Raw genomic sequence first — 26,046 nt, forward strand, 5'->3', positions numbered from 1 at the left:
GATATGCCGATGTCAGTCTTACGACCTGACCAATTTTCAGGTGAAGCGTTGACCGAGCACATCGAACTCGAGGACACGCTGTCACCTTACGTTGATATCAAATCCGATGAATTGAATCTTGAATATTTTGAGGCAGTCGTCCGTCGTGCCCAGCATTTGTTTGATGCGTTGTTCGAAGAGGGCGACCCCATTCGGATCGTTTGGCATGTATATGGACAGCCTGTCAAACCGACCCGTCTGTTCCGTTACATCCGGGACAAATCGGTGCGCTTCAAGACGACCGCCACATTGTGCATGTTCGATGACGAACCGTTATGGATGTTCACGGTGCCGGTAGCAGACAAGTCCGCAATCCGTGTGCGACCGCTCCTCGAGGCGATTTGTTATCAAGATTTTTATACCAAATCGAAACCGCGTTTGAACGGAGAATTCACAACGTACCCGTTCGTTCAGTTCATCCACGAACGAGAGGGGCACGTCTTGTTCGTATACGATGACCGCGGTGCGTATATCCGTGGTACGTCACCAGCCCACCTCCAATCGCTCAAACAAAAAATCTCCCCGTCCCGCATGCCCAATCGGACATGAAGGACGAGGAGATTCCCCGTGTTGCCACCTTCGTTGAAAGACGCCTTGTCTTCCCACTCATCGCGAACCATCATTCGCTGTCCCCGATAACGGGAGGACCCGTCAGAGCCTACATGTCGGTCTGAACGCTCAAAAGCCCATTCACGCAAGGTACGCCACCGGTTCGCATCGACCACCGGCTTTCTGAAGACGTCCCTTCGCGCTACTCTTCTTTCTCATCGCGAGTTCGTATGAATGTTATCGTTACTTTAACGGGATAAAGATGCATTGTCAAGCATCATTTGACCGAAGCGTGCCCCACCTGACGTTTCCCGATGAATGTGAACGTGATCCCCAATGCCAAAAGGGGAAGGAGCCACCACTTCGTAAAGAAGAAGAGGGTGCCTCGATACATGAACCACTCCATGCCCAAGTAGGCAATCAGGGTGACCAAGGGAGCGATAGACAAGCGTTTCAAGTGCAATGCGATGGCGACCCCTAGTCCGATCGTAAACGTTGGAACAATCACGAGTTGCCATAGAAACGGATCGATATAGTGAAACATGGAGAATCCTCCTTATAACGATTTGTACCCTAGGAAGTATGGGCGCCACATCGGGTCATGGATCGAGTTGATTTGAAGCATCTCGCCCCCGGCATGGATGAAGAACTCGTCATCGAGCATGATGCCGATGTGGGACGGGCCCGATTTATACGTGCCGGCGAAGAAGACGATGTCCCCGCGACGACCACTCGTGATCCCTGTCCGTTTGTTCTTGAAGTGTCCGCTATACCAATAGCCCGACACGTTCGTACGACCGCCGATCTTCCCGGCTTGGTTCGTCGCGTAGTGGATGAGACCGGAACAGTCGAACCCACCGTTCAGCGGTGACTGCGAGCCCCATGTGTACGGCGTTCCGAGATGTTTCACGGCGGCGTTGATTAGACGTTCTTTTTGCGAGTTGTCCCGTTTCTTCAGCAAGGCATCCTGCTTGATGCGGATGTCTTTCGTCTTGACGTAGACGGGGCGCCAGTCGTACTGGATGAGGTACGAGTCGCCACTCTTCCCACGAGGGTAGATGCGACGACCGGCATCGAGATAGCCGATCGGACGAGTGTCGTTCGGGTTGGCGTAGAACGGTGTTTTCTTCGTCGTCCCGTAATGGGCGGCCGTATAGACGCTCGCCGGTTGGATCGCCTTCGGTTTCGTCTCGGCGATATACGGGTTCAACACGTACACGCGTTTCCCGGACGGAAGACGGACGTGCCAGAAGTCGGCATCGATCGAGCGGAGCCCGACGAGTTTCGTCCCGCGTGGCAACGTGCCGGCCGGACGACCGTACGCGACGTCAGCCGAGAAGTACGGCGTCCCGTTGAACTGCGTATAGAAGACCGTTCCTGCCTTCGGTTTCGCGGTCGGTTTCGAGACGGCGAGGTAGCCCGTCGCGACGTAGCGATATGTTCCGTTCAGACGGATGCGCGTGTAGTACCCACTCGTCCCGAACGTTTCGACGACTTGCCCACGTTTCAAGGAACCGACTTGTTTCGCGACAGACGTCGAGGCATACACTTCGACCTCGTTATAACGAGAGTACCGCATGCCCGTCGATTCGAAGCGAGGCGGTTTTTTCGTGCTCGTCACGCTCGTCGGGATGAAGTAATAGTTCCCTTGCGTGAAGATGCGGGTATAGTTGCCCTTCGTCCCGTAAATGGTGACGAGTTGTCCGCGCTTCAGGCTGAGGGACGTCTTCGACGACAGGACCGTCCGTGCGTAGACCGGCGTGTCTTTCGTGATGTACCGTTGTCCCGTCTTGAGCGGTGCCGGTTTCGTCGTGCCGAGCGATTTCGTCTCGACGAACAGGAACTGGCCGCGCGTATAGATGCGTGTGAAGTCGCCGTCCATCCCGTAAATGGTGACGAGCTGACTTCGTTTCAGCGACCCGACGACTTGTTTCTTGTCCGTGTCCTGATAGATGTTGATCGCGGCGAGCGCATAGCGGCTGCCCGTCTTCGTGTAGCGCGGCATCTTGTCTGCGAGCACGTCGCGTTTCATATAGACGTAGGTGCCGTCCTTGAAGAGCCGGGCGCTGTCTCCGATGGTGCCATAGACGCTCGTCTGTTCACCGCGGACGAGGGAGCCGATGATCTTGCCGGACGCATCGGTGTAAGGTGATGTCGTCAAGACGAACTGGGTGCCCGTCTTGATCGGACGAGTGCTCGTCACATCTAAGGCGACATAGCCGAAGCCGTCCGCCGTCTCGATACGAAGCATCGAACCGATCACCAAACCGTCGAGCGTCTGCCCGGCTTCGAGTTCGGCGATTGTGTCCCCGTCTGGAGCGGACAAGACGACCGCACCTGCTTTCGCGTAACGGGTCACGGCTTCCGGCATCTTCTCGCCAAGAGCGACACGGGCGACATACGTTCCGTCCGTCGTGAGAAGGCGTTCACCCTCGAGGTCAAAGACGTCGACGGTTGTCCCGATTGGGAGGGTTGCGACGGGATTACCAGAAGCGTCGAGCGCATCCGTCTCCGTATGGACGTAACGCGTGACGGCATATCGAACGTCGTCATTTCGAACGAATCCGTTCTGTGTATCGACCGTGACGGACGTATGGGTCTCGGTCACGTCCTGGATGTCGACACGCTTCGGCTCATTCGTGACGAGCAGGATGCTGGATTCCTCCGGGTCGGCATAGAGCGTCGTGCCGGCAGGGAGCATGGCCTCAGACCCGACCGCCTGTGCGGTGAGAGTCCAATAGAAGGTAAAGAGAAAGAGCAAACTGAAGATTCGTTTCAAGTGTTCCACCTCGATTCATGAAATTTACATTTTTTAGTATATACATAGTGGAGGTGAAAAAGGTTGTTTATTTCGATAAAAGGGAAATGATTGAAGGAATCTGTGATCAGCATTCCACTCGTTCGTTTTCGACCATCTGTGCTATGATAAACGGGGAAAGGAAGGGACAACGATGGAGACACTCAACATGAAACAACTTTCTGACGACCGGTCGGCCCATCAGGTGGCCGGCGATCTCGACGCGATGCGGGCGCTCATGCACGACTCGTTCCGATATGTCGATTCGAGCGGGCGTCAGTTCGATAAAGAGACGTTCTTAGACCAGTTCGTCGACCCGACAGCGATTCAATGGATCGCACAAGACACGGTCACGTTCGATGAGACGGTACGCGGCGACCTCGCCGTCGTCCAACTTTTGTTAGAAGAAAAATTCATCCTCGGCACGAACGCCTACGAAGGTCGGTTCTGGATGCTTCATCTTTATGTGAAAGAAGATGGCGTCTGGTTATGGCAAGGCGGACAGGCGACGATGATCAACGAAGGCTAAGCGTTCAGGCACTCCACACAATGGGGTGTCTTTTTTTAATAAAAGAAGGAAATGTGAATTTGAAAAATTTATACCTATTTTAGAAAATTTATGTACCCTTTTGAAAAAGGACAGATTATAATAATTTTGTAAACGATTGTCATTATTTTTGAGGGGGACCCCACTTATTATGAAGCAACCGAAATATGCAGCACTTTTCTTAGCTACCACACTCGCATTCGGAGGTATCGCGCCTTCGACAATCGTCAACGCAGAGACGTTTGAAGACGTGACTGCTCCTGACGCACCTGTATTATCGGCACCATACCACACATCGACATCACTCACGATCACTGGTGAAGTGGCTGCGAAAGCGGAGATTTTGATCAACGGCAAGACATACGTCCGTACCATCTTAGAAGGTGGCGAGGCCGTCTTCAAGATGTCACCACAATCGGTCGGCAAGGTCATCGACGTCCGTCTCGTCGACGCGAGCGGGAACATCAGTGAGACGACACGCGCCATCGTCGCAGAAGACCCAGAAGCACGTCCGGACGCACCGGTCATCAAACCGTTGACAGAGACGTCACGTGAAGTGCGCGTCGTCGGGGAGCCGGGACAATATGTCGAGCTCTCAATCGGCAGCAGCACGTATAAAGGGAAGTTCGATGCGAACGGCCTCTACCGTCGTGGCATCGCGCCACAACCGGCCTACTCATGGCTTTCAGCGAAGACGATCACGACGAAAGGCGCGACGAGCGACGTCTCGAAACGTAGCGTCTACAAAGACCGCATCGCACCGAGAACGGCGACATTGACTCAATCCGTGACGGCGGCATCCTATGGCGTCTTCGGTAAAGCCGAGCCATATGCGACGGCTATCGTCAAGATCGGTACGAAGTCATATACGGCACCGGTCATGTCGACCGGGAAGTTCATCGTGAAGATCCCGCGTCAAGCGATGGGGCAGAAGATGTCACTCGTCATCCGTGATGGTGCCGGAAATGTCAGCCAACCGAAGGCAATCACCGTCCAGCACGCGCTCTACAACAACTTCCACCGTGTCTACTTTGAAGGGATGAAGGTGACGGTTCATAAAGAAGTCTTCTACGCAGATGCGACGACGAAATATGCGGACACGTTCGTGCCACTCTTCTTCGGACATCCGTCGAAGTCAGACCTCGGGTTCCTTCTCAGCAGCTACACAGAGGACGGATCGGTCGCTGGATTTGAGAAGTTGACGCTCCGCGTCGGTCGCGCGACGTATTCGCAAAACATCGACGAGTACGATGTCTACTATGACGAGTTCGATGACGGCTCGGTCGAAGAGTCATACTTGTTCGAACCAGATGCGAAACTCATCAGCTTCGTCGACAAGTACGTCCGTCCGGAAAACCGGATCACGGTCATCGTCCAAGGAGTGGACTACGACCTCGAGTTCAATCTATCGGGTGCAGAGAAACGCGCATTCATCCAATCGCTTCAATACGCAGGATACTAATTCCTTAGGACCGGTGGAGACACCGGTCTTTTTGGTGAACGGAGTTGCAACATGAAAGACAAGCGAGATCTCATCTATTCGCTCAAACCACTGCCGGTGACCCCGATCTCCTCAAGTCGATTCCTCTGGTGGATGAAAGCATTTCTTCTATTATTACTCCTCGCTTGTTGCATGACGATGCTGAACGTCGTGAGTGAGAACTCGACGGAGCGTTACATGAAAAACGAGTACGGTGTCGAGGAAATCTATTTCATGGAGGAAGAGCGCTTCTATTATGTGATCGATCGCCAGTTCAAGTTCGAGCGGTTCTCGAGCGCGACCGAAGACCATGGGTACTTACGGATCGAGCAGATCGACTACACGGACCGATACGGCAACAAGGTCGACTTTCGCTTCATCAAAATCGCCGGAATCTTCTTTGACCGGACCGACCATGAAGCCAATTATCGCGTGCTCGAACGCAAGAAATTGAGCAACGAGCAATCGTTCGACGAGTGAGTCGACATCTTGTCGAAACATTTTTGTTACATTTTTGAAACATAAACCGATAAATATCGTAGAACGATGTGGGGCACATGCTCCAGAACAAACGAAAGAGGGGAAAACATGAAAGCACGATTCAAGCAGTTCGTGGCGATGGTGACGGTTCTCGTCCTCGTCCTTTCGTTCCTGCCACCAGCACTCGCTGACAGCGGAAACGGGATGACCAATGCCACATTACTCACTCCGGGGGAAGCGGTCGAATTCACGACCGGCACGGACCCGGTCAACACGTATTGGTTCAAGATGGAACGAGAGACGTCCGCGATGACACATATGGAAGTCACGTTCGAATCTTCGAAGCTCGCGAATATCAGCGTCTATCCGAGCGCCGACATGGCGGCGAAGGATGAGACGTTCGACCGTTACCGCGCGAGCGCGACGAAGGAAGAGGAAGAACAGACGGCCAAGATCGAATTCCCGTTCGCATGGGAAGGTCCATACTACATCAAGGTCGAGTATATGCCGATGGATCTCGGAGAAGAAATTCCAGGCGAAGAGATTCCGGGGGATGTGCTCCCGGTCGATGGGGAAGAGCCGACAGACCCAGGCATGCCGGATCTCGCGTCAGACATCAAGCTCGTCGTCAACCCGGTCAAACTCCCGGTCAAATACGAGCAGGTCGGCGGCGACATGTGTGCCGTCGAGTCGATCGTCCAACCGGCACCGGAACGTGACTCGATGCTCAAACTCATCCGTCGCGTCCAAAGTGAAGTACTCGGCACGTCACAGGAAGGTCGCGACTTGTCGGCCCTTTACTACCGTGCCTCACCGTATATCGTCAAAGCGATCACGTTTGACGGCGAGAAGCGCAAAGCTGCCCTCACCGACTTGAAGACGCTCCGTCCGTTGTTGACGGCACTCGTCGACAAGAAGGCGTATACGCTCAAAACCCAGGACGCGGCGGCAATCAACCGTCTTCACGCCTTGGTCGACGCAAGCGTACCGACTGCGCTACAAGGCGAAATCGGTGAAATCGCGACAGCGCTCGAGATGGACTCGCTCGCCGGGACTCCGGTGACGGACCTCTTCGGCAAAGTCGGGATGACGATTCAAACGGACGGCAGTGACGCACCGCGTTACATCGTCAAATACAAATCGTCACCAAACACATCGATCGGCAAGATGAACGCGATGAGCGACGTCTCGGCCGAGCGTATCGCCATCGGGAAACCGTCTGACTACTTCGCGCTCGTCGATGTGGAAGAAGCGTCGACGAAGATGCAGGCACAGGCGAAGTCGACGCTCGAGTCGGACCGTAACGTCGAGTATATCGAGCCGGTTCAGACGTATCAGTCGTTCGCGACCGACGTCAGCCTCGACTACCAATGGGCGATCAACCAGAAGTCGGTGCTCGAGCCGTTCGCGAATGCCGGGATCGGCCTCGACAAGTATGAGGCGTTGAACTTACCGAAACGGTCGATCAAAGTGGCCGTCCTCGACACAGGGGTCGACCATCGTCTCCTTGACTTAAAAGGCAAGGTCGATGTCGCAAACGCAAAGAACTTCGTCGACCCGAACGGGGAAGGCGACGCGATCGATGACCACGGTCACGGGACACATGTCGCCGGTGTCATCGGCGCGACACGTGACAACGGCGTCTCGATGCGCGGGATCGTCCCGAACGTCTCGATTCTGCCGGTGAAAGTGCTCGATGCGGGCGGTTCTGGGGACACGGACCAAATCGCACTCGGGATCAAGTATGCGGTCGACGCAGGGGCGAAAGTTATCAACATGAGCCTCGGCGGCAACGAGAGCCGTACGCTCGGTTACATGTTGAAGTATGCGTATGACCGTGGCGTCGTCATCGTGGCGGCGACAGGGAACGATGCGCAATCTCGCGTGTCGTATCCGGCATCATCGAAATACACGATCTCGGTCGGCGCGACGAACGCTTTCGGGATCGTCTCGGATTATTCGAACTACGGCATCGGCGTCGACGTCGTCGCACCGGGCTCGAAAGTGGCGAGTCTCGTACCGGACGGGAACGTCGTCTATATGGACGGGACGAGCATGGCGACGCCACACGTCGCTGCAGCCGTCGCGCTCCTCAAATCGTATCACCCAGATCTTTCGGTCGAAGACGTCCGGACGCTCTTGCAGCGGACGGCAGACCCGATCGCCTTCTCGGGTGGGGACGCACCGTACGACCCACGTATGAGTGACGGGTTCGAGTATGTGTTAGAAGAATTGGGCATGACGTTCCCGGCGTATTACAACCCGGTGAGCGGATTCGGGAAGGCGAACGTCTACCGCGCCGAATCGATGCTCAAATTGAACGCCTCTGGCGCGAAAGCACAGGACAACTCATCGACGTTCAAGGCGACAGTCACGTCGGGGACGACAGTCCGTGTGTATAAAGGAGAGAAGTTGATCGGACGAGGCACGTCGAAACAGACGATGGCGGCCTTCTCGATTCAACCGCAAAAAGCAGGAGCGGTCCTTCGCGTCGTCTATACGAACGGGAAGTATGAGACGAGCGAACGCGTCGTCGTGAAAGCCGGCGCACGTCCAGGGCAACCGACAGTGAACACGATCCGTTCTGGCGCGAAGTCGGTCACGGGTCGCGGCGAAGCCGGGATGCGTGTCGTCGTCCGCAACAGCAACTATCAGCTGTTGGGACGCGGAACAGTCCTCCCGAACGGCACGTTCTCCGTGAAGACACGTGCGCTCAAGAAAGGCGAGACGATCAACGTCCACATCGAGGACTTGAAAGGTCGCCCAGGCAAGATGAGCAAGACGACTGTACGATAAGAGAATTCGATAGAAGAGACGGGTATGCCGAGCGATCGGGATACCCGTTTTTTGATGGGGTGGGGAGGAGGGCAAACTAAAAGAAGGGGTCGAAACCCCTTCTCAATAAGATTAGTATGAAATCCGTGTACCTTTTTGTGTGTAAGAAAGATATACAGTATTAGAGTTAATAGAATCAATCTCACTCTTAGTATAGGCTTTGTACCCCGAACCCATCCAACCTTCATCAACTTTAAACATGAGGACGGCATGGGTTACCCCGTCACCCACAACAATGTTATCGATACCCGCCAAATCGTATACTAGTGACTTGACTTGTTCACTTGAATCGCAATCCGATTTGCCCCTGAATAGGACATCATATGCCGATTTTAAGTTCTTGTCTCCCACAACGGGTTTAGAATCGTATTTATCACTAATGTATTGTAGGAATCCATTTGTTCTGTACATCTTCTCATACGTCTTCATTGACATTCTTCCTTCAAAGTAAGGTGCTAAGGCCTTCTCAGCCATTAACAAGTCAGCATTTTCTAGTGAGCGAAAATTTGGGTCATCTCTATCTTCAGTACCCCTCTCTCCATTCAATACCCGATGCATATACGAATCGAACCCAAACTCAGCCGAATTATACTTCGCATCAAACTCCGCCTTCACCCGTTTGTAGACCGCATCGTACTCCGCCTGCGTATCGACCCCATATGTGTGACTGCCATAAACCGTCCGAGTGATCCGATTGTTTGAATACGGCGAACGGAGATAAGAGGTAGGCAACCATCCTGTCTTTCCACCGACTCGGACACGGGACCACTTGCCATACTCCCCGGTCTTGACGACGTGACTCCAAGATCGGACCGTCGTGACCCGTTTCCCTTTCGTCGACCACGTCGCGTACAAGTCCGTCGTTCGGTCCACGAGATACTCCGTCGAGATCAATGACGGCATGAGCGTGGCTGACGGCACCCATCCCGTTCTTCCTTTATAAGTGATCTTCGTCCAACTCCCGGACGTCGCGTTTTGATAGACGGTCGTACCGAACGTGAGCGGGAGGACGACCTTCGCCTTCTTCGACCGGGAGGTGTATACTTTCGTATACTCCGTTGTCACCCGTTCAGCCGTCCCGGTCGTCGATGCTGATTTAGCTTGGACGGTTAGATCGGTTGAGGGAACGAACTCGATCGGTGAGAGGACGAGGCATCCGATCAGTCCGAACGAGATGGATGCTTTCAGTAGTTGTCGCATAGTGGAATCTCCTTTAAACCTTCGTTGATTTCAGTATAGGACAATCCCTTACCAGACATCCGTCACCTTTCAGACGAAAAGGAAATCGTTTTTTCATTTTCTCACGACGGAATCGGTGTATAAAGAAGCATGCCAAATCGTAAATCCAGGCTAGGCAAATAGTCCTCACGGGCATGAATCCTCCGGACCAGTCGCCGATTCGTGTATAGTTGGAATAACGGATGCTATTTTGGATATGTTTGGTTTTGTGAAAGAGGTCAATGATTTTATGAGTTGGAAATATCGTTGGTGAAGATTGGTCTTGTAAATTCGATAATGTAAAATAAATGTTATAGGTAATTAATGGTATAAAAATGGTTTTCAACGAGTATTTCAGCTTAAATCGCATGAAATCAACAAAAATCGACTTGTTTCGACATTTCCAAAAAAGGTAAACCTAAAAATGAATTAAACTAAAATCTCCAAAATTCAAAAACGTTACCATTTTTGCGAAAAAAAACGCTTGTGTCGCTTGGAAGTGTTATGTATATTATGGATGTAAGGTTTTCCAAGAACAGTCTTGGTAAATTGTTCAAGATGATTCTTGCAAAGACTTCTACCGGGGGAGAACGCCTGGTCTATAGAAGAGTCGGTTACATAATCATTAGTACTTTATTCATTGTTATGGATACATGACTCCGAACGAGATCGGTTGGGCAAGGACGGTAGAAAAACCTATCTACCTAAGGGAGGATTTACATCAGATGGCTAAGAAGAAACAATTCGTTACTGCAGCGGCAGCGTTCGCAGTAGCAGCATCAGCAGTAGCGCCTGCAATCACGGCAGACGCAGCATCAACAACGGTCCGTCTTTCATCGGACTACGTACGTGGGGGAGACCTCAACGCAGCACTTGACAAAGAATACAAGGGCAGCGAGATCCACTGGTACAAATCTTCAATCGACATGAACAAACTTGGTGTATTCCAAACAGCGAAAGGTTTCGTTAAAGGAAAAGGCATCAAAGTTGAGAAGAAACTCCGCGTCTTAAACTACGCACAAGAAATCAAACCTGAATCTGAATTCGTATTCGAGCAAGGCGTTCCTGTTTCAGGAATCCGCGTTCAACCAGTTCTCTTCGCAGACGGCGTTGTATATAACAAGCCACTCTTCGTTGCTGGATTCAGCACTGAGAAAGTTGGAGAGTTCGAAGGAACACTCACTTACTCAAACAAAGCTTACGGTTCTGTAACAAAAACTGTTAAGTACAAAGTAGTTGCTTCTAAAGTAGAATTCTCTGAAGTGAAGCACGAAGTGAAAGACGACATGTTGTCTGTCTCTGCTGACGTGAAAAACCTCAAAGAAGGCGAAAAAGTTGAACTCGTAATCTTCCCAGGAAAAGACGAGTCGAAACCACTCGATCCATACACAGCTGAAATCAAAGACGGTAAAGTCACGGTTTCTGCTAAAGATATCCCAGCTGGAACACACTCATTCATCCTTCGCTCTGGCGATGTGAAGACTGCAGCTATGGAATTCAAAGTTGAAGATCAAACGCCAATGGTTAAAGAAGTAAAAGCTCTTAACTTGAAGCAAGTTGAAGTTAAATTCAACAAAGATCTCGACAAAGCATCTGCTGAAACAGTTACAAACTATGAGTTGAAAATCGGTTCTGACGCAGCAACGAACCCAACAGCTGCTGAAGTGACTTCAGAAGGAACAGTTCTTCTTACGTTCGCTGCAAAAGGTCAGTCTACTGATGCGAAACTCACAGTGAAAAACGTGAAGACTGCGAAAAACATCGTGGTTGCTGAAACTACTAAAGAAGTTCGTTTCCTCGATGTAGTTGCTCCAACGGTCGGTGAAATCTCGATCGTAGCGCCACGCATCATCCGCGTTAACTTCTCTGAGCCATTGGCTTCAGCGCCGACATTCAAGTTGAACAACGGACAGACAGCAATCGTGTCAACTTCTTGGTCTGCAGGTCAAGACTACGCTGACCTCACAATCGGTATCGATCCAGAAAACGGTTCATCACATTCACTTGAAATCTCTGGTGGAGCTGATTACGCTGGATTCAAAATTGATGCTGTAACGAAATCATTCGTTTACCAAACGGACGCTACTGCACCAAAAGCAATGATTTCAAAAGTTGTGGACAACAACACAATCGAAGTGAAGCTTGATAAGGAAATTAACGCTTCTACAGTGACAGGAAACCTTGAATTCTATCACACTGTAAAAGGCGCTTCTGGCTACAAAGCAACTTCAGTACAACTCAAAAATGGATCTACTGATACTCTCGTAGTTGATTTCCCAGTAGTTTTCCCTGAAGGTCAAGTGAAATTCTTCTTGGGCTACGCTGATGACAAAGGCACGCTTGTTCAAGACAAGTGGGGCAACAAACTTGCTGCAACTGAGTTGTCTGCTGTATACGCGGCTGACACAGTAGCACCGACACTCGTATCGGTAGAAGGCAAAACAAAACGTACAATCGAAGTGAAATTCAACGAAGCAGTAACAGAAGCTTCAGCTGAATTGGCAGGAAACATTGTTCTTACTGACGCTGACAACAAGGTTGTTGCACAATCTGCAGCACTTGGTGAAGATGGCAAAACAGTAACATTGACTGCAACTGCTGACCTTGCTGGTGGAAACTACAAAGTGACTGTGAAGAATGTTGTCGATGCTTCGAACAACAAGATTGCTGAAGTGTCACGTACGTTCTACGTCAATGACATGGTTGCTCCAACAGTAAATGGAACAGCTGATCTCTTGGCTGGAAATAAGAAAGTAAAAATTAAGTTCAGCGAAGCAATGAACGCTGCTTCAATCACAGACAAGTCGAAATACAAACTTGGTACTGCTGATCTTGATTCGAAAGTTACGATTACAGCTGTTGACGGTAACAAAGCGGTTATCCTTGACTTCTCTGCTACTAACGAAACATCACTTGCCAATGCTGAAATTACAGTTGGACGTGTAGCAGATGCGACTGGTAACTTAACAGCTGACTTCTCAAACCTTGTTACAGTTGCTTCAGCTCAGTCTACAGTAGCGGCTACAAAAGCAGAAGTAACTGGAAAACGTTCGGTTAAACTTTACTTCGACGAAGTAATCACTGGCGCAGTTGCTGGAGACTTTGTAGTCTATAACGATACTACACCTGTGACAGTATCGAACTTGGTGAACTCAATCGAAGCTGGTAAATCAGTACTTACATTGACTGTATCTTCTGATCTTCCATTCGATGCTGAGGATATCACAGTAGATTCTGTTGGAACTACAAGTGCGAAAAACAACGATGGCCTTCTTGTGAACTTTGCAGATCTCGAAGCATCTGACAAATATGCTCCAGAAATTTCGACTGCTGTGTTCACAAACGGTGGAACTGCAGACGCACAAGATAGCTTAGTTCTTACTTTCTCTGAAGCATTGTACGCTCCTTCAGTTCAAGACTCAGACTTCACAGTCGCAGGTCGCGTTGTAGAAGCAATCTCTGTGAATGGTGCTGCTGGAACTGTAACACTTATGCTTAAAGAAGATGGCTCTGCAACAAGTGCTAAACCAGCATCAGTTTCAATCGTAAACATGGTTGAAGATGCAGCGCGTAACGCGAAGTCTTCACAAGTCTTCACAGCAATCACTCCTGAATAAAAACAAACGAAACGTTGTCCGCTAACTCGAGGTCTAATTGACCTCGAGGATCCGGACCGGATAATTCCGAACTATCATGTTGAATTGAATGGTGTGACTCCATTCCTCATCAAACAGTCAACGATGAGTGTCTAATCCTCCTGGGTCCAATCATGCACTGATATGTGTGAGGGGCTAAGTCAGGTGAAGTCGTACTCGAAGTAGTCGAGGCGGGACTCTTTAAAAAGTAACTATGATCAGGTCAACGAATCCATGTAGGCAGAATGAATCGATCGTCTTCGCGAATCGCTAGGAGTTCGAAGATGATTCTCCCGAATGCAATGTCGGGTTGAGGAAAGTGTGAATTGACTGTTAATCGCTTTCTTGCTCATATCTGAATAGTGGAGGTCTACGGTTACTAAAAATAGGGATAAACATGATGGAACGTTTGAAGTCTTTATGGAAGAGGTGAATCAGCACCCGTGAAGCCATAAAGATGGCAGCAGGTTCATAGTAGCGTCGATCACTAGCCGCTTGCACTTATATGGTAACATATAGGGAGGATAAAACTAGTGGGAGCGAAGGAACCTAGTCAGTCAGAAACAGTTGCTTATTTCCCCAAAAATGAGAAAACTGATTGATGACGACACAAACTAGTAGTCACTCTGATGATCTCTTAGACCACCTCTTTCCATACTGGAGAGAGGTGGTTTTGTTGTGGTTAGAATTTTAAAATTAAAGGGAAATTGAAATTCCAATAAAATACATAAATTAGGACTTGTATCTATAAGAAAATATTGGTAGATTTGATATAGGGGAAATGAGCAATTTGAACTATGATTGACGGCACGCCGTATGCGCTGAAAGGCGCACGTATGGTGTAGGCCCGAACCGAAAGCTGAGTCTTTAGATTTAGTATAAGACGGGAATAGCTTAACTTATGTATCGACAGTTCAAGAATTAAATACTGCTTTAGCTAATGTGAATGTTAAGAAAATTGTTTTGAACAATAACTTAACTGCAAACTTTAATGCGACACGTAAAGTTGATTTCGATCTTAATGGAAAAACATTAACTGGTAACGTTTCGTATGATACAGATGCAGAAGGAACAATTCTTCTTTCGAACGGTACAGTAACGGGTAATCTTACGGTAGATACGCCAAATGTGAGCTTTACCAACTCAGCAACTGTAAACGGTACAACTACAATTACTGATGTAGCAAACAACACGTTTACAAACAACGGTCTCCTCAACATCGTTATTATTCAGGATGCAACAGGAACGCCACGTTTCATCAACGGTCAAAACAGCCAGATTCAAAACCTTGTGATTGACACTATGCAACCTGTGAACCTCCAAGGTGGATTCACAAAAGTGACTGTGAAACAAGATACACAACTGAACTTGGCTAACGGTTCAGTCATCAATGATTTGAACACGGATGCAAACGTTCAAGCGACAGTTTCTGGTGGTACTGTAAAGGATACTTCTGGTAATGGTGAGGTCGTCATCGACGATGAAGAAGTGGTATATCCACAAGTTCAAATCAAAGGGTACGTCACATACCGTGTATCCAAAGTTGATAAAAACTTCTATGGTGTACAGGCTCGTATCGTCTTACCAGCTGACCAACACGTTTCTCTTCAAGAAAGAGATCGCGTCGTCGTTTCTTTAATGAATGGCGATAAAGTACTAGCAACAAGTACAACAAAAGAAGAAGTTAAAGATTTGGTGAAGGATGTTTTCAAAAACGAGTTTGCCAATGAAAAACATTACGCATCGACATTATTTGTGCCAAATGGTTCTTATCCATCAGGTACATGGGATACGACGGCTTGGGATGCTTCATACGATGTAAAACCAAATCGTTTGAAAGTTGAAATCAAACGTGACGGTAAAGTCATCTCGTCAACGGTTTCTACTGTTGCTTTAGATGAGGCATTTACTGACGGTTCAAGTAAAGTTGCTCTTTCATGGGAGCAAATTTTGAAAGAAAATGAGCCGGCTGTCAACGATGCGATGTTGAAGATTAATACTGAGAAGGATCCTGCTAAACTAAAAGCGGTCGTTGAATCAGAGGCATTAGACCTTGGGTTAAACTTGGAGGGTTACAATGCTCTTTCTGATTCAGAAGGATTAGGTGATTACGGTCAAGGTGATCGTCAAATTGCAGTCATTACTGATATCTTGGCTAACCGCGCTGATGTAAAGGTTGAAACTTGGACACTTGAACAATTCAAAAAGTTGTTCAATGCCGCAGTTGAAAACCGTACAGCGACACAAGATGCTTTATTCTCTGTGAATAGTGCAAAAGAAGCAAAAGATCTCAAAATTGAAGACTTCATTGGTAAAGTTGCAGTTGCCTATGCAAAAAACCAAGAAGTTCTTCCGAAAGTCAGTGGTAACGTTTCTTCCGTTACAGTAGTTGAAAACTTAAATACAACGATTGGTAACTTTAAGGAACTCGAAAAAGACGTTCAAACATCAATTCTTGAAAAACTCTACAATAACGGTGATAACTATGCATCATGGAGCGAGATGGCAGAAGCTTTCGGTAAAGCGATGTACCCTGTGCAACCGTAAGTAAACTATCATTAATCGGTATCAGCAATATTGCTGATACCGATTTTTATATGTTTAAAAATGGATTAATACCCCTTTATTTGTTATAATGATTATGGGGAAATAAGCAAGGGCTGACGGCACGCCGTATGCGCTGAAAGGCGCACGTATGGTGTAGGCCCAAATCGAAATCTAAGTTTTACAACTTAGTATAAGATGGGAATAGCGTAGCGATCCGTGCGATCAATGCAGCAACAACGAAAGCGGAGATGGTCAGTGCATTAGAAACAAATGCATCAGTCTTAGGAATTAATGTTTCAGCAGATTCTTATACGAGTCTCGATACAGGTAAGAAACAATCTGTAGCCAACTTTGTACTCGAGCGCAAAGGTACAGGGTATCAAGCTGAATCAGTTGTACGTCATACGTTCAACGCAGGTCTCGCTTATGAAACGGCAAAAGTTACGTTCTCAACTAAGTTAAAATCTGACGTTACTTCAACCGATGTCGAAGCAATGAAAGCAGCTTATCAGGCAGTCGTGACATTTGACGGTACGCCGTCGTCTGTCATCACAGCGAATGTCACAGTGTTGGACAAGGTCATTGGTGCTGGAAATGATGCGGCATTGGCTAAATTGAATGAATTTGCTGATCTAAACGGTCAAGTGTCTCCTGTGGATAACACTTACACGATCAACGTGGATAGCTTGACGAAATTCTTAGAAGAGTTCGATCAGTATCTCACTGCATCGCAAATTTAATTTCTTTATGCGACTCTAGCTCTTGCTAGAGTCGTTTTTGCGCATTGAGGAACAGACAAGCGATAACGGATTTGAAAATCTACAATCAAGATAAGTCCTAGAATTTGAGAAAATCATTCTCTTCTTTTCTATAAAATGTAAAATGAGTATTGCTAATTTATGTATACTAATAACGGGGAAATAAGCAAGGACTGACGGCACGCCGTATGCGCTGAAAGGCGCACGTACGGTGTAGGCCTGGCTCGAAAGCCGTTATGCGGTATAAGGCAGGAATAGCGTAGTGAAAACGACTTCGGTCACAACACTCACTCAATTAAACGAAGCGCTCCAAGATACTACTGTACAGCGAATTCGTTTATTGAACGATATCACAGGTGATCTTACACTCACACGTAAGGTAGATTTAGCATTAAACGGATTCAAGGTGACTGGCAATGTCGGGATCAACCATAGTGAAGCTGGTACGGTTACGATTGAAGCTGGGACGATTGAAGGTGATTTGACCGTCAACACTCCAAATGCGACAGTGATTAACAAAGCGAACGTGACAGGTACAGTTTTGATTAAAGATGTAGCAGAAAGTACGTTTGACAACAGTGGATATTTAGCTGAGCTTCGGTTAGAAGATACGAATGGAGCACGGATTATTAACCGTCAGGCTGAATTGGTAAAAGTAATAACAATTGATACATCGGCTTCCGTAAATCTCGAAGGAGAGTTTGACGAGGTGAATGTATTGAAACAAGCATTTCTCACGTTCAGTCCGCAATCAAAAATCGAGACCATTTCAGCGGCTGACGATGTGATGGTTCAAGTCGTCAAACCAGAAGATGTAGTCATTAACCATGTGCCTGTGAATTTTAGTCCTATCGTTCTCTCGCAAAATGAACTTGCGATTCAAAAAGATATTCGACAATTGTTAAGAGAAATTGAACTTTTGCTAAATGATGATTTATCGAAAGATGATGTTGTGGAGAATATTTTCGAAAAGTTTCAGAGTGTGAACACGCTATTGATGTCACTAAATGGTGATGAGGTAGGAGAAAAAGACGATTCGTTTGAGTATAAACGTTTAGCACTGGCCTACTGGACTATGAATAATGAGTTCCAGAAGCAATTACCTACTCCACAACCTTTAGAAGACGCGATGAAGACATTCGTTCCGACAATCCAAAACGCTGAAAATGAGACTGGTGCATATATTGCCCTACCTACCGCTTCTGAAGGGATTTACTTCTATATTTCGTCAGATGATATTCAAGATAGCAAGTATATGATTCCTGCCCGTCCCGACAAAAACGGCGAGGTTCGACATGTCGTGATAAGCTATACGTTCCAAACGAACTATAAACATTTGTCTAAGACAATCATTCTGCATATCCCACATGGAGATAAAGCAATCACATACGAGTATGCAAAGGAGGGTCAACATTTTTCACAATATGATTACATCACAAGTTCGAAATTTGAGTTTGGTGCGCTAAGCTCGTATCACATTATGTTTGAAGAAGGCTCTACTGTTCAAGAATTACTCGATTCACCACTCTTCAATTCTTCTGAACCTAAAATAAAACTGACTCCATTCCAATATGTGCGCGAGGATGTGCCGATTACCGAAACATATCAGGCAGTCTTTAACTCTAAATTCAACAGTCGTATGTTGATTGTTGAGAAAACAGACGTTATTTCAGAAAAAACCGTAGGATATATCCCAGTTGAGGATGGCGGGGTCATGATAGACTTAAAGAATAATAGATTATTTGTAAAAGGTGATCTACTTACATCGAAAGTCTCAAAAGCTATCGAAGAAGCTTATCCTACTATGTATCCAAATGAAGAATACGGGAATTTAAATTTTGCGAACCTGCTTGCTGCAGATGAGATTCTGAAAACAGATATGCAACTCGCAGTCATAGGTGATGACAATTCACTTGGCATATATCTCCTACGCTCAAAACAGGACGGAGAGAGATGAATTATAAAACTCGCTACTCTGATTCGATTAGAATTCTTTAAATAATTACACTATTAAAGATTGATAGAACATTAGGAAACTGAGTCTACTTAGGCTCAGTTTCTTTTTTGTAGATCATCAAAAGGATTTATCCTCTTCTTAATCAGCTTTTTGATAAACTGAAGAAGAGTTGAAAATATTGTAAATGGTATGGTGATGATATGGGATGGATCCAATCGATACAACGATTCTTTATGATACGACGTGTCTTACCGCAATTGAAACGTGACGTGAATGTTTTACAAATCGGCTTGAACAATTTGAAGGAGCAGATGGTAGCGTGGGATTCTTCTAAGTCAAGCATTTCTCCAGAAGAAGTGATGCGGGAGAAAGGACGCTTTCATCATGTTTATGAACTGAGTGAACGAGGGTTCCTACTAGATGAAACGACACACACCAAACTGAAACATGAGGACGGTTCACTCCCATCTTCAGTCGTTTCACTGAACACAGCGTACGTTCGTGTATCAGGCGAGTTGTTGGACGTTTGGCGAGAACTTGATGAACGAGTTGAGCGCATCAATCAACGACTCTGTACATATTATGAGCAAATGGCATCTTTTCAGCGAGATGTCGAAGCGGCGCGACGTCATTATATCGGGAATTCGTTGCGGAAACGACTTCTCGGTGATTATCGAGACGTATACGACTTCTTCAAGGATGATTCTATTCCAGAGACGACTTCGTTCATACAACTTTATCGAGGCTTAGATCGACAGGTGGAAGACTGGAATGAAACATATGTGACCGAAGAGTTGAAGCGTACCCAATCCTTTTTTGACTCAATCGATGGGAAGTCGCTCGATGACCAACAACGACGTGCGGTCATCGTCAATGAGGATTCGAACCTCGTCGTCGCCGGTGCCGGGTCTGGAAAGACGTTGACGATTGCTGCGAAAGTGAAATATTTGGTTGAACGAAAACAAGTACAGCCTCATGAAATCTTACTAATTTCGTTCACTAAAAAGTCAGCCGAAGAGATGAAGGAGCGAATCTGCGAACGGCTTCATATCCCCGTGGAGGTCAAGACGTTTCATGGGCTCGGGATGGGGATCATTGCTGAAGGTCGAAAACAAAAACCTCAAGTCGAGGACGAATTGAAAAAAGTTATTCGTGATTATTGTATGCATCAGTTCTATGAACATCCGCATCGAATGAAAGAACTGATCGACTTCTTCGGTTACTATTTCTACATTCCAAAAGGGATTGAAGAGTTTGAGACGGCCGGGGAATATCACGACTACAACAAGCATGTGGATTTAGAACCGTTACGCAGCAAAGTATGGAAATCCCTCTCAGCCGCTGAGATGATTACCGCACAACAAAGACAGAAAATCACGATTCAAGAAGAGAAGGTCAAGAGTCTCGAAGAGGTCATGATTGCGAACTTCTTATTCTTGAATGGCATCGAATATGAATACGAGAAGAATTACCCTCATCAGACAGCGACTCGATATCATCGTCAGTATCAACCGGACTTTTATCTGCCAGAATACGATTTGTACTTAGAACACTTCGGAATCAACCGGAACAATCGCGCCCCTTGGCTCAGTCCAATCGAGGAGCAGAAATATCTCGACGGAATGGAATGGAAACGACAGCTGCATCATGAATACGGGACGAAGCTGATGGAGACGTATTCATATTACCGGCAAGAAGGGAATTTGTTAGATCAACTACGGTTGAAATTATTGAAGGAAGGTGTCGTCTTCCGGGAAGTGGACCCGAAAGTAGTATTCGACAAGTTATATCGAACGAAGCAAAAGAGTCATTTCAACGACTTCGTCGATTTTGTGTCGAGCTTTCTTCAACTGTTCAAATCGAATCATTATACGGAGTCTCAATTTGATATCTTCGCACAGAGTTTGAACAAGAAGGACTTGTTTCATTATCAACGATCACTCCTCTTCTTCCGTCTCGTCAAACCGATGTACCGGATGTATGAGGATCATCTACGACGAACGAACAAAATCGATTTCAATGACATGATCAACGAAGCGACCTCAATTGTTTCGTCCGATGCTGTTCATTTGCCGTACAAATACATCATCATTGATGAGTATCAGGATATCTCCGTCAGTCGCTATCGTCTGATTGAAGCGATCCGGAAGAAGACGGGATCAACCGTCATGTGCGTAGGAGATGACTGGCAGTCTATTTATCGGTTTGCGGGGTCTGATTTGAGTCTGTTTACCGATTTTGAACATTATTTCGGGAAGAGTGCTTTATTAAAAATTGAGAACACGTATCGAAACTCGCAACAATTGATTGATATCGCTGGTCGATTCGTGATGAAGAACAAGCGTCAAATCCGAAAGAACCTTTCTTCCGGAAAACGACTGACCACACCGGTTCGCGTGATGGGGATCAAGGGGAAGAACGACTTTGAAATCTCCTTACGTAGAGCGCTTGATCAAATCGTTCAATCACATGGTCCGGAGTCGGATGTACTGCTCGTTGGACGGAACAACTTTGACATCAAGTCAATTGAGGGAAGCGCTTCGTTTCGAGTGAAGTATTTGAAAGATGAAGTGCAAGTGACCGACCGAACGCATCCGAATCTTCGAATCTCCTTTTTGACAGCGCATCGTTCAAAGGGACTTGAAGCAGAGAACGTCATCTTGATCAATACGGCAAACAGTAAGAACGGCTTCCCGAACAAGATCATGGATGACCCGCTATTGTCATTCGTCCTTCAGAAACAAGAAGAGTTGGAGTTTGGGGAAGAACGCCGTCTGTTCTATGTGGCGTTGACACGGACGAAACATACGACGTATGTACTGACGCCGGATGACCGCATGTCGACGTTTGTCCAAGAGTTGATCAAAGAACAGCAAGTCCCGTATGAAATGGGAATCGAGGAGGGCAAAAGCATACGGAATAATCCAAAATGCCCTCGTTGTTTAGATGGTCACTTGGTCATTCGTGAACAGACAAACCGAAAGTCAACGTTTGTCGGTTGCAGTCACTACCCAGGCTGTGACTATACGGCCAATCATCCAAGCATCATTCATAACCCGATTGTCTGTCCATCATGCAGAGGATATCTTGTGCTGCGGGACGGGAAGAAGGGTAAGTTTTATGGCTGTTTGAACTTCCCGCTCTGTAAACATACGATGGAGCGAGAAGATGTGAAGCAGATGAAGCAGGTTGGGAAAAGAGTGAAATGAAGAAATGGAATCGCCGATGGCGGTTCTTTTCTTTTGGAGTAAATGAGGAGGCAGGCGTGACGAATCTTGTCGAACGATTGACCTCTAAAATTCGAAAACCCTTTTCCCTATCCGTGAAAATGAGAACCTTGAATGGAAAATCCTTTCATATAATAAAGCGTAATGATTTGAATGGAGGATAAATAACTATGAAACAATTAATGAAAACGTGGATTTCATCAATGCTTGGCGCGTTGTTGATTCTAGCGACAATCACGCCAGCAAGTGCGGAAACAGGTGTAGGTATCCTTCCGATCAATGGGACCGTTAGTGGGGAGTTGACGGAAAGTGATAGTAGTAAGATTTACAATTTAACGTTAGAAGAGGCTGGACGTTTTACGATTGACGTAACGTCTTCGGTATCTAACCGTGCATACATTGAATTTGTAGATGAATACAATGATACTGTGTATTCGGATGCTCTTTATGGAAGTGCTGAAACACCAGCGAGAGAGGTCACGAGCATTGACTTAGAAAAAGGAAATTATCAATTTATGATTTATGATGACTATGGAAAAGATGATGTTGGGAAATTTAAAATTTCTACACGTTTTTCTCCGATGAAGACAAATGATCAAGAACCAAACAATGGAACTGCTCAAGCACAAAAATTAGCCTTCGGAAAAAAACATTAGGATACTTATCAGAGCAGGACCGAATTGATGTGTACCGTGTCGAATTAACAAAAGCAGGTCGACTCTATTTTGATTTCACTAGCTCCGTTGAAAACAGAGCTTATTTCCAACTTACAGATGATTATAACAACTCGATTTTTTCAAAAGCAGTTTATGGTACTTGGAACAATCCAGGAAAATATGCTCCATATATCGATTTAGAGCCAGGTACCTACTATGTTCACATCTATGATGACTATGGTTATGATGACACAGGTAAATATGAATTGACCTCGTCATTCGTTCCAGCTTTAAATCAGGAAATGGAGCCGAATAATGGGACTGTTGAAGCAAAAGTATTTCCGTTTTACCAAACACGTACAGGATTCCTATCATGGAATGACTATATTGATGTGTACAAAATTGTCATTCCAAAAACAAGTCGTGTCAGTATCGACCTCACATCCTATGTCGCTAATCGAGCAATCGTAGAATTGCTCGATGATGAGAACAATAGAGTTGCTAGCGAGTATTTATACGGATCATCAAAAGCGCCTAGTCGATACAAAGAGAATCTTACTTTGAATAAAGGCACGTATTACTTGTCGATTTATGATGACTATAGCCACGATGATACGGGGAAATATAAACTTCGCGTAACATCAAGTCATTTATTGCCAGTTTTATCGATTAACAAAGTGACAGCTCGTTCGACAAAAGTGAGTGGCAAGACGGAAAAAGGCGCGACGGTCACGATGACGATTGGGAAGAAATCCTACATGCGAACGGCTGATGCGAAAGGGAACTATTCGTTCTCCATCAGCAAACAAAAAGCCGGGACGAGCATCAAACTCTCGAGCAAGAACAAGTATGGGTCGTCTGTGAAGACGGTGAAAGTAAGTAAATGATGGAACGGAAGGAGAGAACTCACATGAGACGAGTGTTTATGCAGGTGGTGACCGCAATCTTAATGATTGCAAGTCTATCCTTTTATACCGAGGAAGCTCAGGCCAAGTCGGTATCGAAAATCGTGATCCCGACGACATATGCGAAACAAGACAGTGGGTATGCCCGTACACTCAAATTAGACGTTGTCTATACTGACGGAACGGTCGAGCGTATCACGAAAGGGGTGACGTGGTCGTCCACTACGAAGAAGGTTGCCCGTGTCGGAAAGACATCGGTCACATCGGGTGTTCCTGGAAAAACGACGATTCAAGCCGTCTATAAAGGGAAGAAAGCAAAGCGCACGATGACCGTGAGCATCCCTTCGAAGCAAAATGATGTCAGTTGGTTGAAAATGCAGCAAGCGTCAATCTTTTACGATGGGAATTTTTACGGAAATAGTGTCGCATTCGGTTCTGATTTACGTAAAGTAAAAGGTTCGGATGGAGCATTTGCTGAGGTCCAGTCTGACTCAGGTCAATTCGGGAAGTGGAGTGGAGATTTCCTTCTTGCCGATGATCCGAATTATCAAAATAACCCGACTTACGATGTAATCAGTGTACACACGTCACCAAAGTTCTTTAAACGTACCGTCACCAAGTCAGAAGTGACACGCGCGCTCGGTACACCGAAAGAAGTCCTCGATTACTCCTATACGGTAGGCTTCTTTAAAGCAGGGGAAGAGCTATACCGTTTCAAACAAGATGCGCTTCTTGTCTATGAAGTCAATCAGCGAACACTCATCGTTCAGCTCGATGGAGATCAAGTCGTTCGTGCCATCTCACTCTTCGAATGATTGTTGATGTGAGTAGTATTCAATACATGAGAGTCGTCTTTCTTCTTGATGAAGGGAGACGATTTTTTATGGAATTGAATCGTGTCGTTTGTCAGTTCATGTCGAACGATTGTTTGTCGATTTTAAATTATTGATTGACTTAAAAATGATAAGTTTCATCCGACGAAAGACCTAGGTTGGTACTATGAAGATGATGGACATTATTCATACAAATTCACTAATAAACGAAAGCGAGGTCGAGAGATTTGAAACGGTTCGTAACGCAGTTTTCTCTTCTTGCAATCCTATTCCTGTTACTCAGTACATGTTTACCCACAACGGCAGCCGCGGCAAGTTTGACGGTTTCTCCAAAAAGCGTCACGTTACAGGTCGGCCAATCCAAAACGGTACAGGCGAAAACGAGTGGTGTGAAAAAACCAGTATACGTATGGAAATCGTCGAACACGAAAGTCGCGACCGTGAAAAGTGGAAAGATTACAGCGAAAGCGGTCGGAAAAGCGACAATCACGGTCACCGTCCAGAAGACGAAGTTGAAGTCGACCATCAGCGTGACGGTCAAACCGAAAAAGCTGAACGCACAAGCAGCGTTCAAGGCAGTCAATCCATCGGTCGCGACGATTGAGATGTACGATGCTTCTGATCGACTCACTTCAACTGGGAGTGGATTCGTGACGAAGAAAGGGGAAGTCATCACCAATTTCCACGTCGTTTCGGGTGAATCGAACCGATACGCGCGCATTCGGTTCGCAAACGGGACTGAAGTCGAAACACTCAAATTGAAGCGCTTCGATGATGCATTGGATTTGGCGATTTTAGATGTCCCGTCCCTTCAGTCCATTCCGACATTGGCGACAGCAAAAGCGGGAAGTACAGGATCAACCGTGTATGCCCTCGGGAGCCCGAAAGGTGTGGATAATACGATTACACAAGGAATTCTTAGTAATCGTGAAGTTTTCTTCAGTGGTCAACCTTATCTTCAATTTAACGCCAGTGTGACTCATGGCAATTCAGGTGGTCCTCTCATTAACGATTACGGACAGGTCATCGGCGTCGTCACATGGGGACTCCCGGATTCGCAAAATATGAACTATGCGGTTCCGATTCAAGAACTGGATACGCTGAAGTACGGGCGCGAAACGATTGCGAATGTGCAAATGCCGACTGAACCAGAATATGAATTACCTGTCGTATCCGGCAAAGGGGATACACGAGAACAGGAATTGAATGATTCGTTTGCGGATGCGGATGTGATTTCGTATGCTTCTGGAGATTTAATTGGTTCTGTTTATGATTTAGAAGATGTCGATACGTTCGTCTTCCGGACCGATAAGCGAATGACGTTGTCTGTGTTCGGGGGATGGATGAACAATCAGCAAGGCGAATATTGGGCATTCGGTCTATTTGACGCGAATGGTGAGGAAATTCGTTACAGTGAAGAGTACTCGAATGAAGGGCGTTATTATGGAACGCTAGACCTCGTTATTCCTGCCGGCGAGTATTACTTGGTCTCGTTCCCATTATCAGGTTTAGCTCAATCGGAATATTGGAATCAACCGTATCGAATGAGTTATGAACTGAAGTAACACGATTGAATAGAAGTA

17 protein-coding genes and 1 other annotated feature are annotated in these 26,046 nt (G+C 46.8%); of the genes, 14 read left to right on the top strand and 3 right to left on the bottom strand.

Going from position 1 to position 26,046, the window contains the following annotated elements:
• The first annotated feature begins 9 nt into the window (after positions 1 to 9).
• Positions 10 to 588 (top strand): DUF3885 domain-containing protein, encoded by a 579-nt coding sequence (locus KNO61_RS10245; protein ID WP_214873137.1) that lies wholly within the window; start codon positions 10 to 12, stop codon positions 586 to 588.
• Positions 585 to 816, bottom strand: a binding site (T-box leader). Its footprint overlaps the gene before it by 4 nt.
• Positions 817 to 865: 49 nt before the next feature.
• Here the strand turns inward: KNO61_RS10245 and KNO61_RS10250 are convergent.
• A complete protein-coding gene (locus KNO61_RS10250) occupies positions 866 to 1,132 on the bottom strand; it encodes a hypothetical protein (RefSeq protein WP_214873139.1) in 267 nt (88 codons plus the stop codon).
• Positions 1,133 to 1,144: 12 nt separating this feature from the next.
• Complete coding sequence (locus KNO61_RS10255) at positions 1,145 to 3,367, bottom strand: C40 family peptidase (RefSeq protein ID WP_214873141.1); 2,223 nt, start codon at positions 3,365 to 3,367, stop codon at positions 1,145 to 1,147.
• Between the two features lie 172 nt (positions 3,368 to 3,539).
• Here KNO61_RS10255 and KNO61_RS10260 point away from each other — a divergent pair, with 172 nt between their 5' ends.
• The 4 genes from KNO61_RS10260 (at position 3,540) to KNO61_RS10275 (ending at position 8,688) form a co-directional block, all read left to right on the top strand.
• The gene (locus tag KNO61_RS10260) at positions 3,540 to 3,914 is read left to right on the top strand and encodes a nuclear transport factor 2 family protein (protein WP_143180225.1); all 375 of its coding nucleotides are present in this window, start codon (positions 3,540 to 3,542) and stop codon (positions 3,912 to 3,914) included.
• Between the two features lie 169 nt (positions 3,915 to 4,083).
• Positions 4,084 to 5,394: an Ig-like domain-containing protein gene (locus KNO61_RS10265; protein ID WP_214873143.1), complete on the top strand. Its 1,311-nt coding sequence runs from the start codon at positions 4,084 to 4,086 to the stop codon at positions 5,392 to 5,394.
• A 51-nt stretch (positions 5,395 to 5,445) separates the two neighbouring features.
• On the top strand, positions 5,446 to 5,892 hold the full coding sequence (locus KNO61_RS10270; protein WP_214873145.1) for a hypothetical protein: 447 nt from the start codon (positions 5,446 to 5,448) through the stop codon (positions 5,890 to 5,892).
• A gap of 108 nt (positions 5,893 to 6,000) precedes the next feature.
• A complete protein-coding gene (locus KNO61_RS10275) occupies positions 6,001 to 8,688 on the top strand; it encodes a S8 family peptidase (RefSeq protein ID WP_214873147.1) in 2,688 nt (895 codons plus the stop codon).
• A 111-nt stretch (positions 8,689 to 8,799) separates the two neighbouring features.
• Here the strand turns inward: KNO61_RS10275 and KNO61_RS10280 are convergent, their stop codons facing one another.
• Positions 8,800 to 9,927 (bottom strand): SH3 domain-containing protein, encoded by a 1,128-nt coding sequence (locus tag KNO61_RS10280; protein ID WP_214873149.1) that lies wholly within the window; start codon positions 9,925 to 9,927, stop codon positions 8,800 to 8,802.
• A 743-nt stretch (positions 9,928 to 10,670) separates the two neighbouring features.
• On the opposite strand from KNO61_RS10280, the gene KNO61_RS10285 reads away from it, so the two are divergent.
• From KNO61_RS10285 to KNO61_RS10325, 9 genes are all read left to right on the top strand, one after another.
• Positions 10,671 to 13,562 (top strand): Ig-like domain-containing domain, encoded by a 2,892-nt coding sequence (locus tag KNO61_RS10285; protein WP_214873151.1) that lies wholly within the window; start codon positions 10,671 to 10,673, stop codon positions 13,560 to 13,562.
• Between the two features lie 981 nt (positions 13,563 to 14,543).
• The gene (locus tag KNO61_RS10290) at positions 14,544 to 16,127 is read left to right on the top strand and encodes a hypothetical protein (protein WP_214873153.1); all 1,584 of its coding nucleotides are present in this window, start codon (positions 14,544 to 14,546) and stop codon (positions 16,125 to 16,127) included.
• A 248-nt stretch (positions 16,128 to 16,375) separates the two neighbouring features.
• Positions 16,376 to 16,867: a hypothetical protein gene (locus KNO61_RS10295; protein WP_214873155.1), complete on the top strand. Its 492-nt coding sequence runs from the start codon at positions 16,376 to 16,378 to the stop codon at positions 16,865 to 16,867.
• 280 nt (positions 16,868 to 17,147) lie between these two features.
• The gene (locus KNO61_RS10300) at positions 17,148 to 18,842 is read left to right on the top strand and encodes a hypothetical protein (protein WP_214873158.1); all 1,695 of its coding nucleotides are present in this window, start codon (positions 17,148 to 17,150) and stop codon (positions 18,840 to 18,842) included.
• 200 nt (positions 18,843 to 19,042) lie between these two features.
• Entirely contained in the window at positions 19,043 to 22,051 is a 3,009-nt protein-coding gene (locus KNO61_RS10305) for a UvrD-helicase domain-containing protein (protein ID WP_214873160.1), read from the top strand.
• 188 nt (positions 22,052 to 22,239) lie between these two features.
• Positions 22,240 to 22,725, top strand: a complete 486-nt coding sequence (locus tag KNO61_RS10310; protein WP_214873162.1) for a hypothetical protein — start codon at positions 22,240 to 22,242, stop codon at positions 22,723 to 22,725.
• Positions 22,726 to 22,754: 29 nt separating this feature from the next.
• Complete coding sequence (locus tag KNO61_RS10315) at positions 22,755 to 23,612, top strand: Ig-like domain-containing protein (RefSeq protein WP_214873164.1); 858 nt, start codon at positions 22,755 to 22,757, stop codon at positions 23,610 to 23,612.
• 23 nt (positions 23,613 to 23,635) lie between these two features.
• Positions 23,636 to 24,445, top strand: coding sequence for a hypothetical protein (locus tag KNO61_RS10320; protein WP_214873166.1), 810 nt, complete (start codon positions 23,636 to 23,638; stop codon positions 24,443 to 24,445).
• A 245-nt stretch (positions 24,446 to 24,690) separates the two neighbouring features.
• Complete coding sequence (locus KNO61_RS10325) at positions 24,691 to 26,028, top strand: trypsin-like peptidase domain-containing protein (protein WP_214873168.1); 1,338 nt, start codon at positions 24,691 to 24,693, stop codon at positions 26,026 to 26,028.
• The last annotated feature ends 18 nt before the right edge of the window (positions 26,029 to 26,046 follow it).

The organism is Exiguobacterium sp. s140 (assembly GCF_018617035.1).
GTDB lineage: Bacteria > Bacillota > Bacilli > Exiguobacteriales > Exiguobacteriaceae > Exiguobacterium > Exiguobacterium profundum.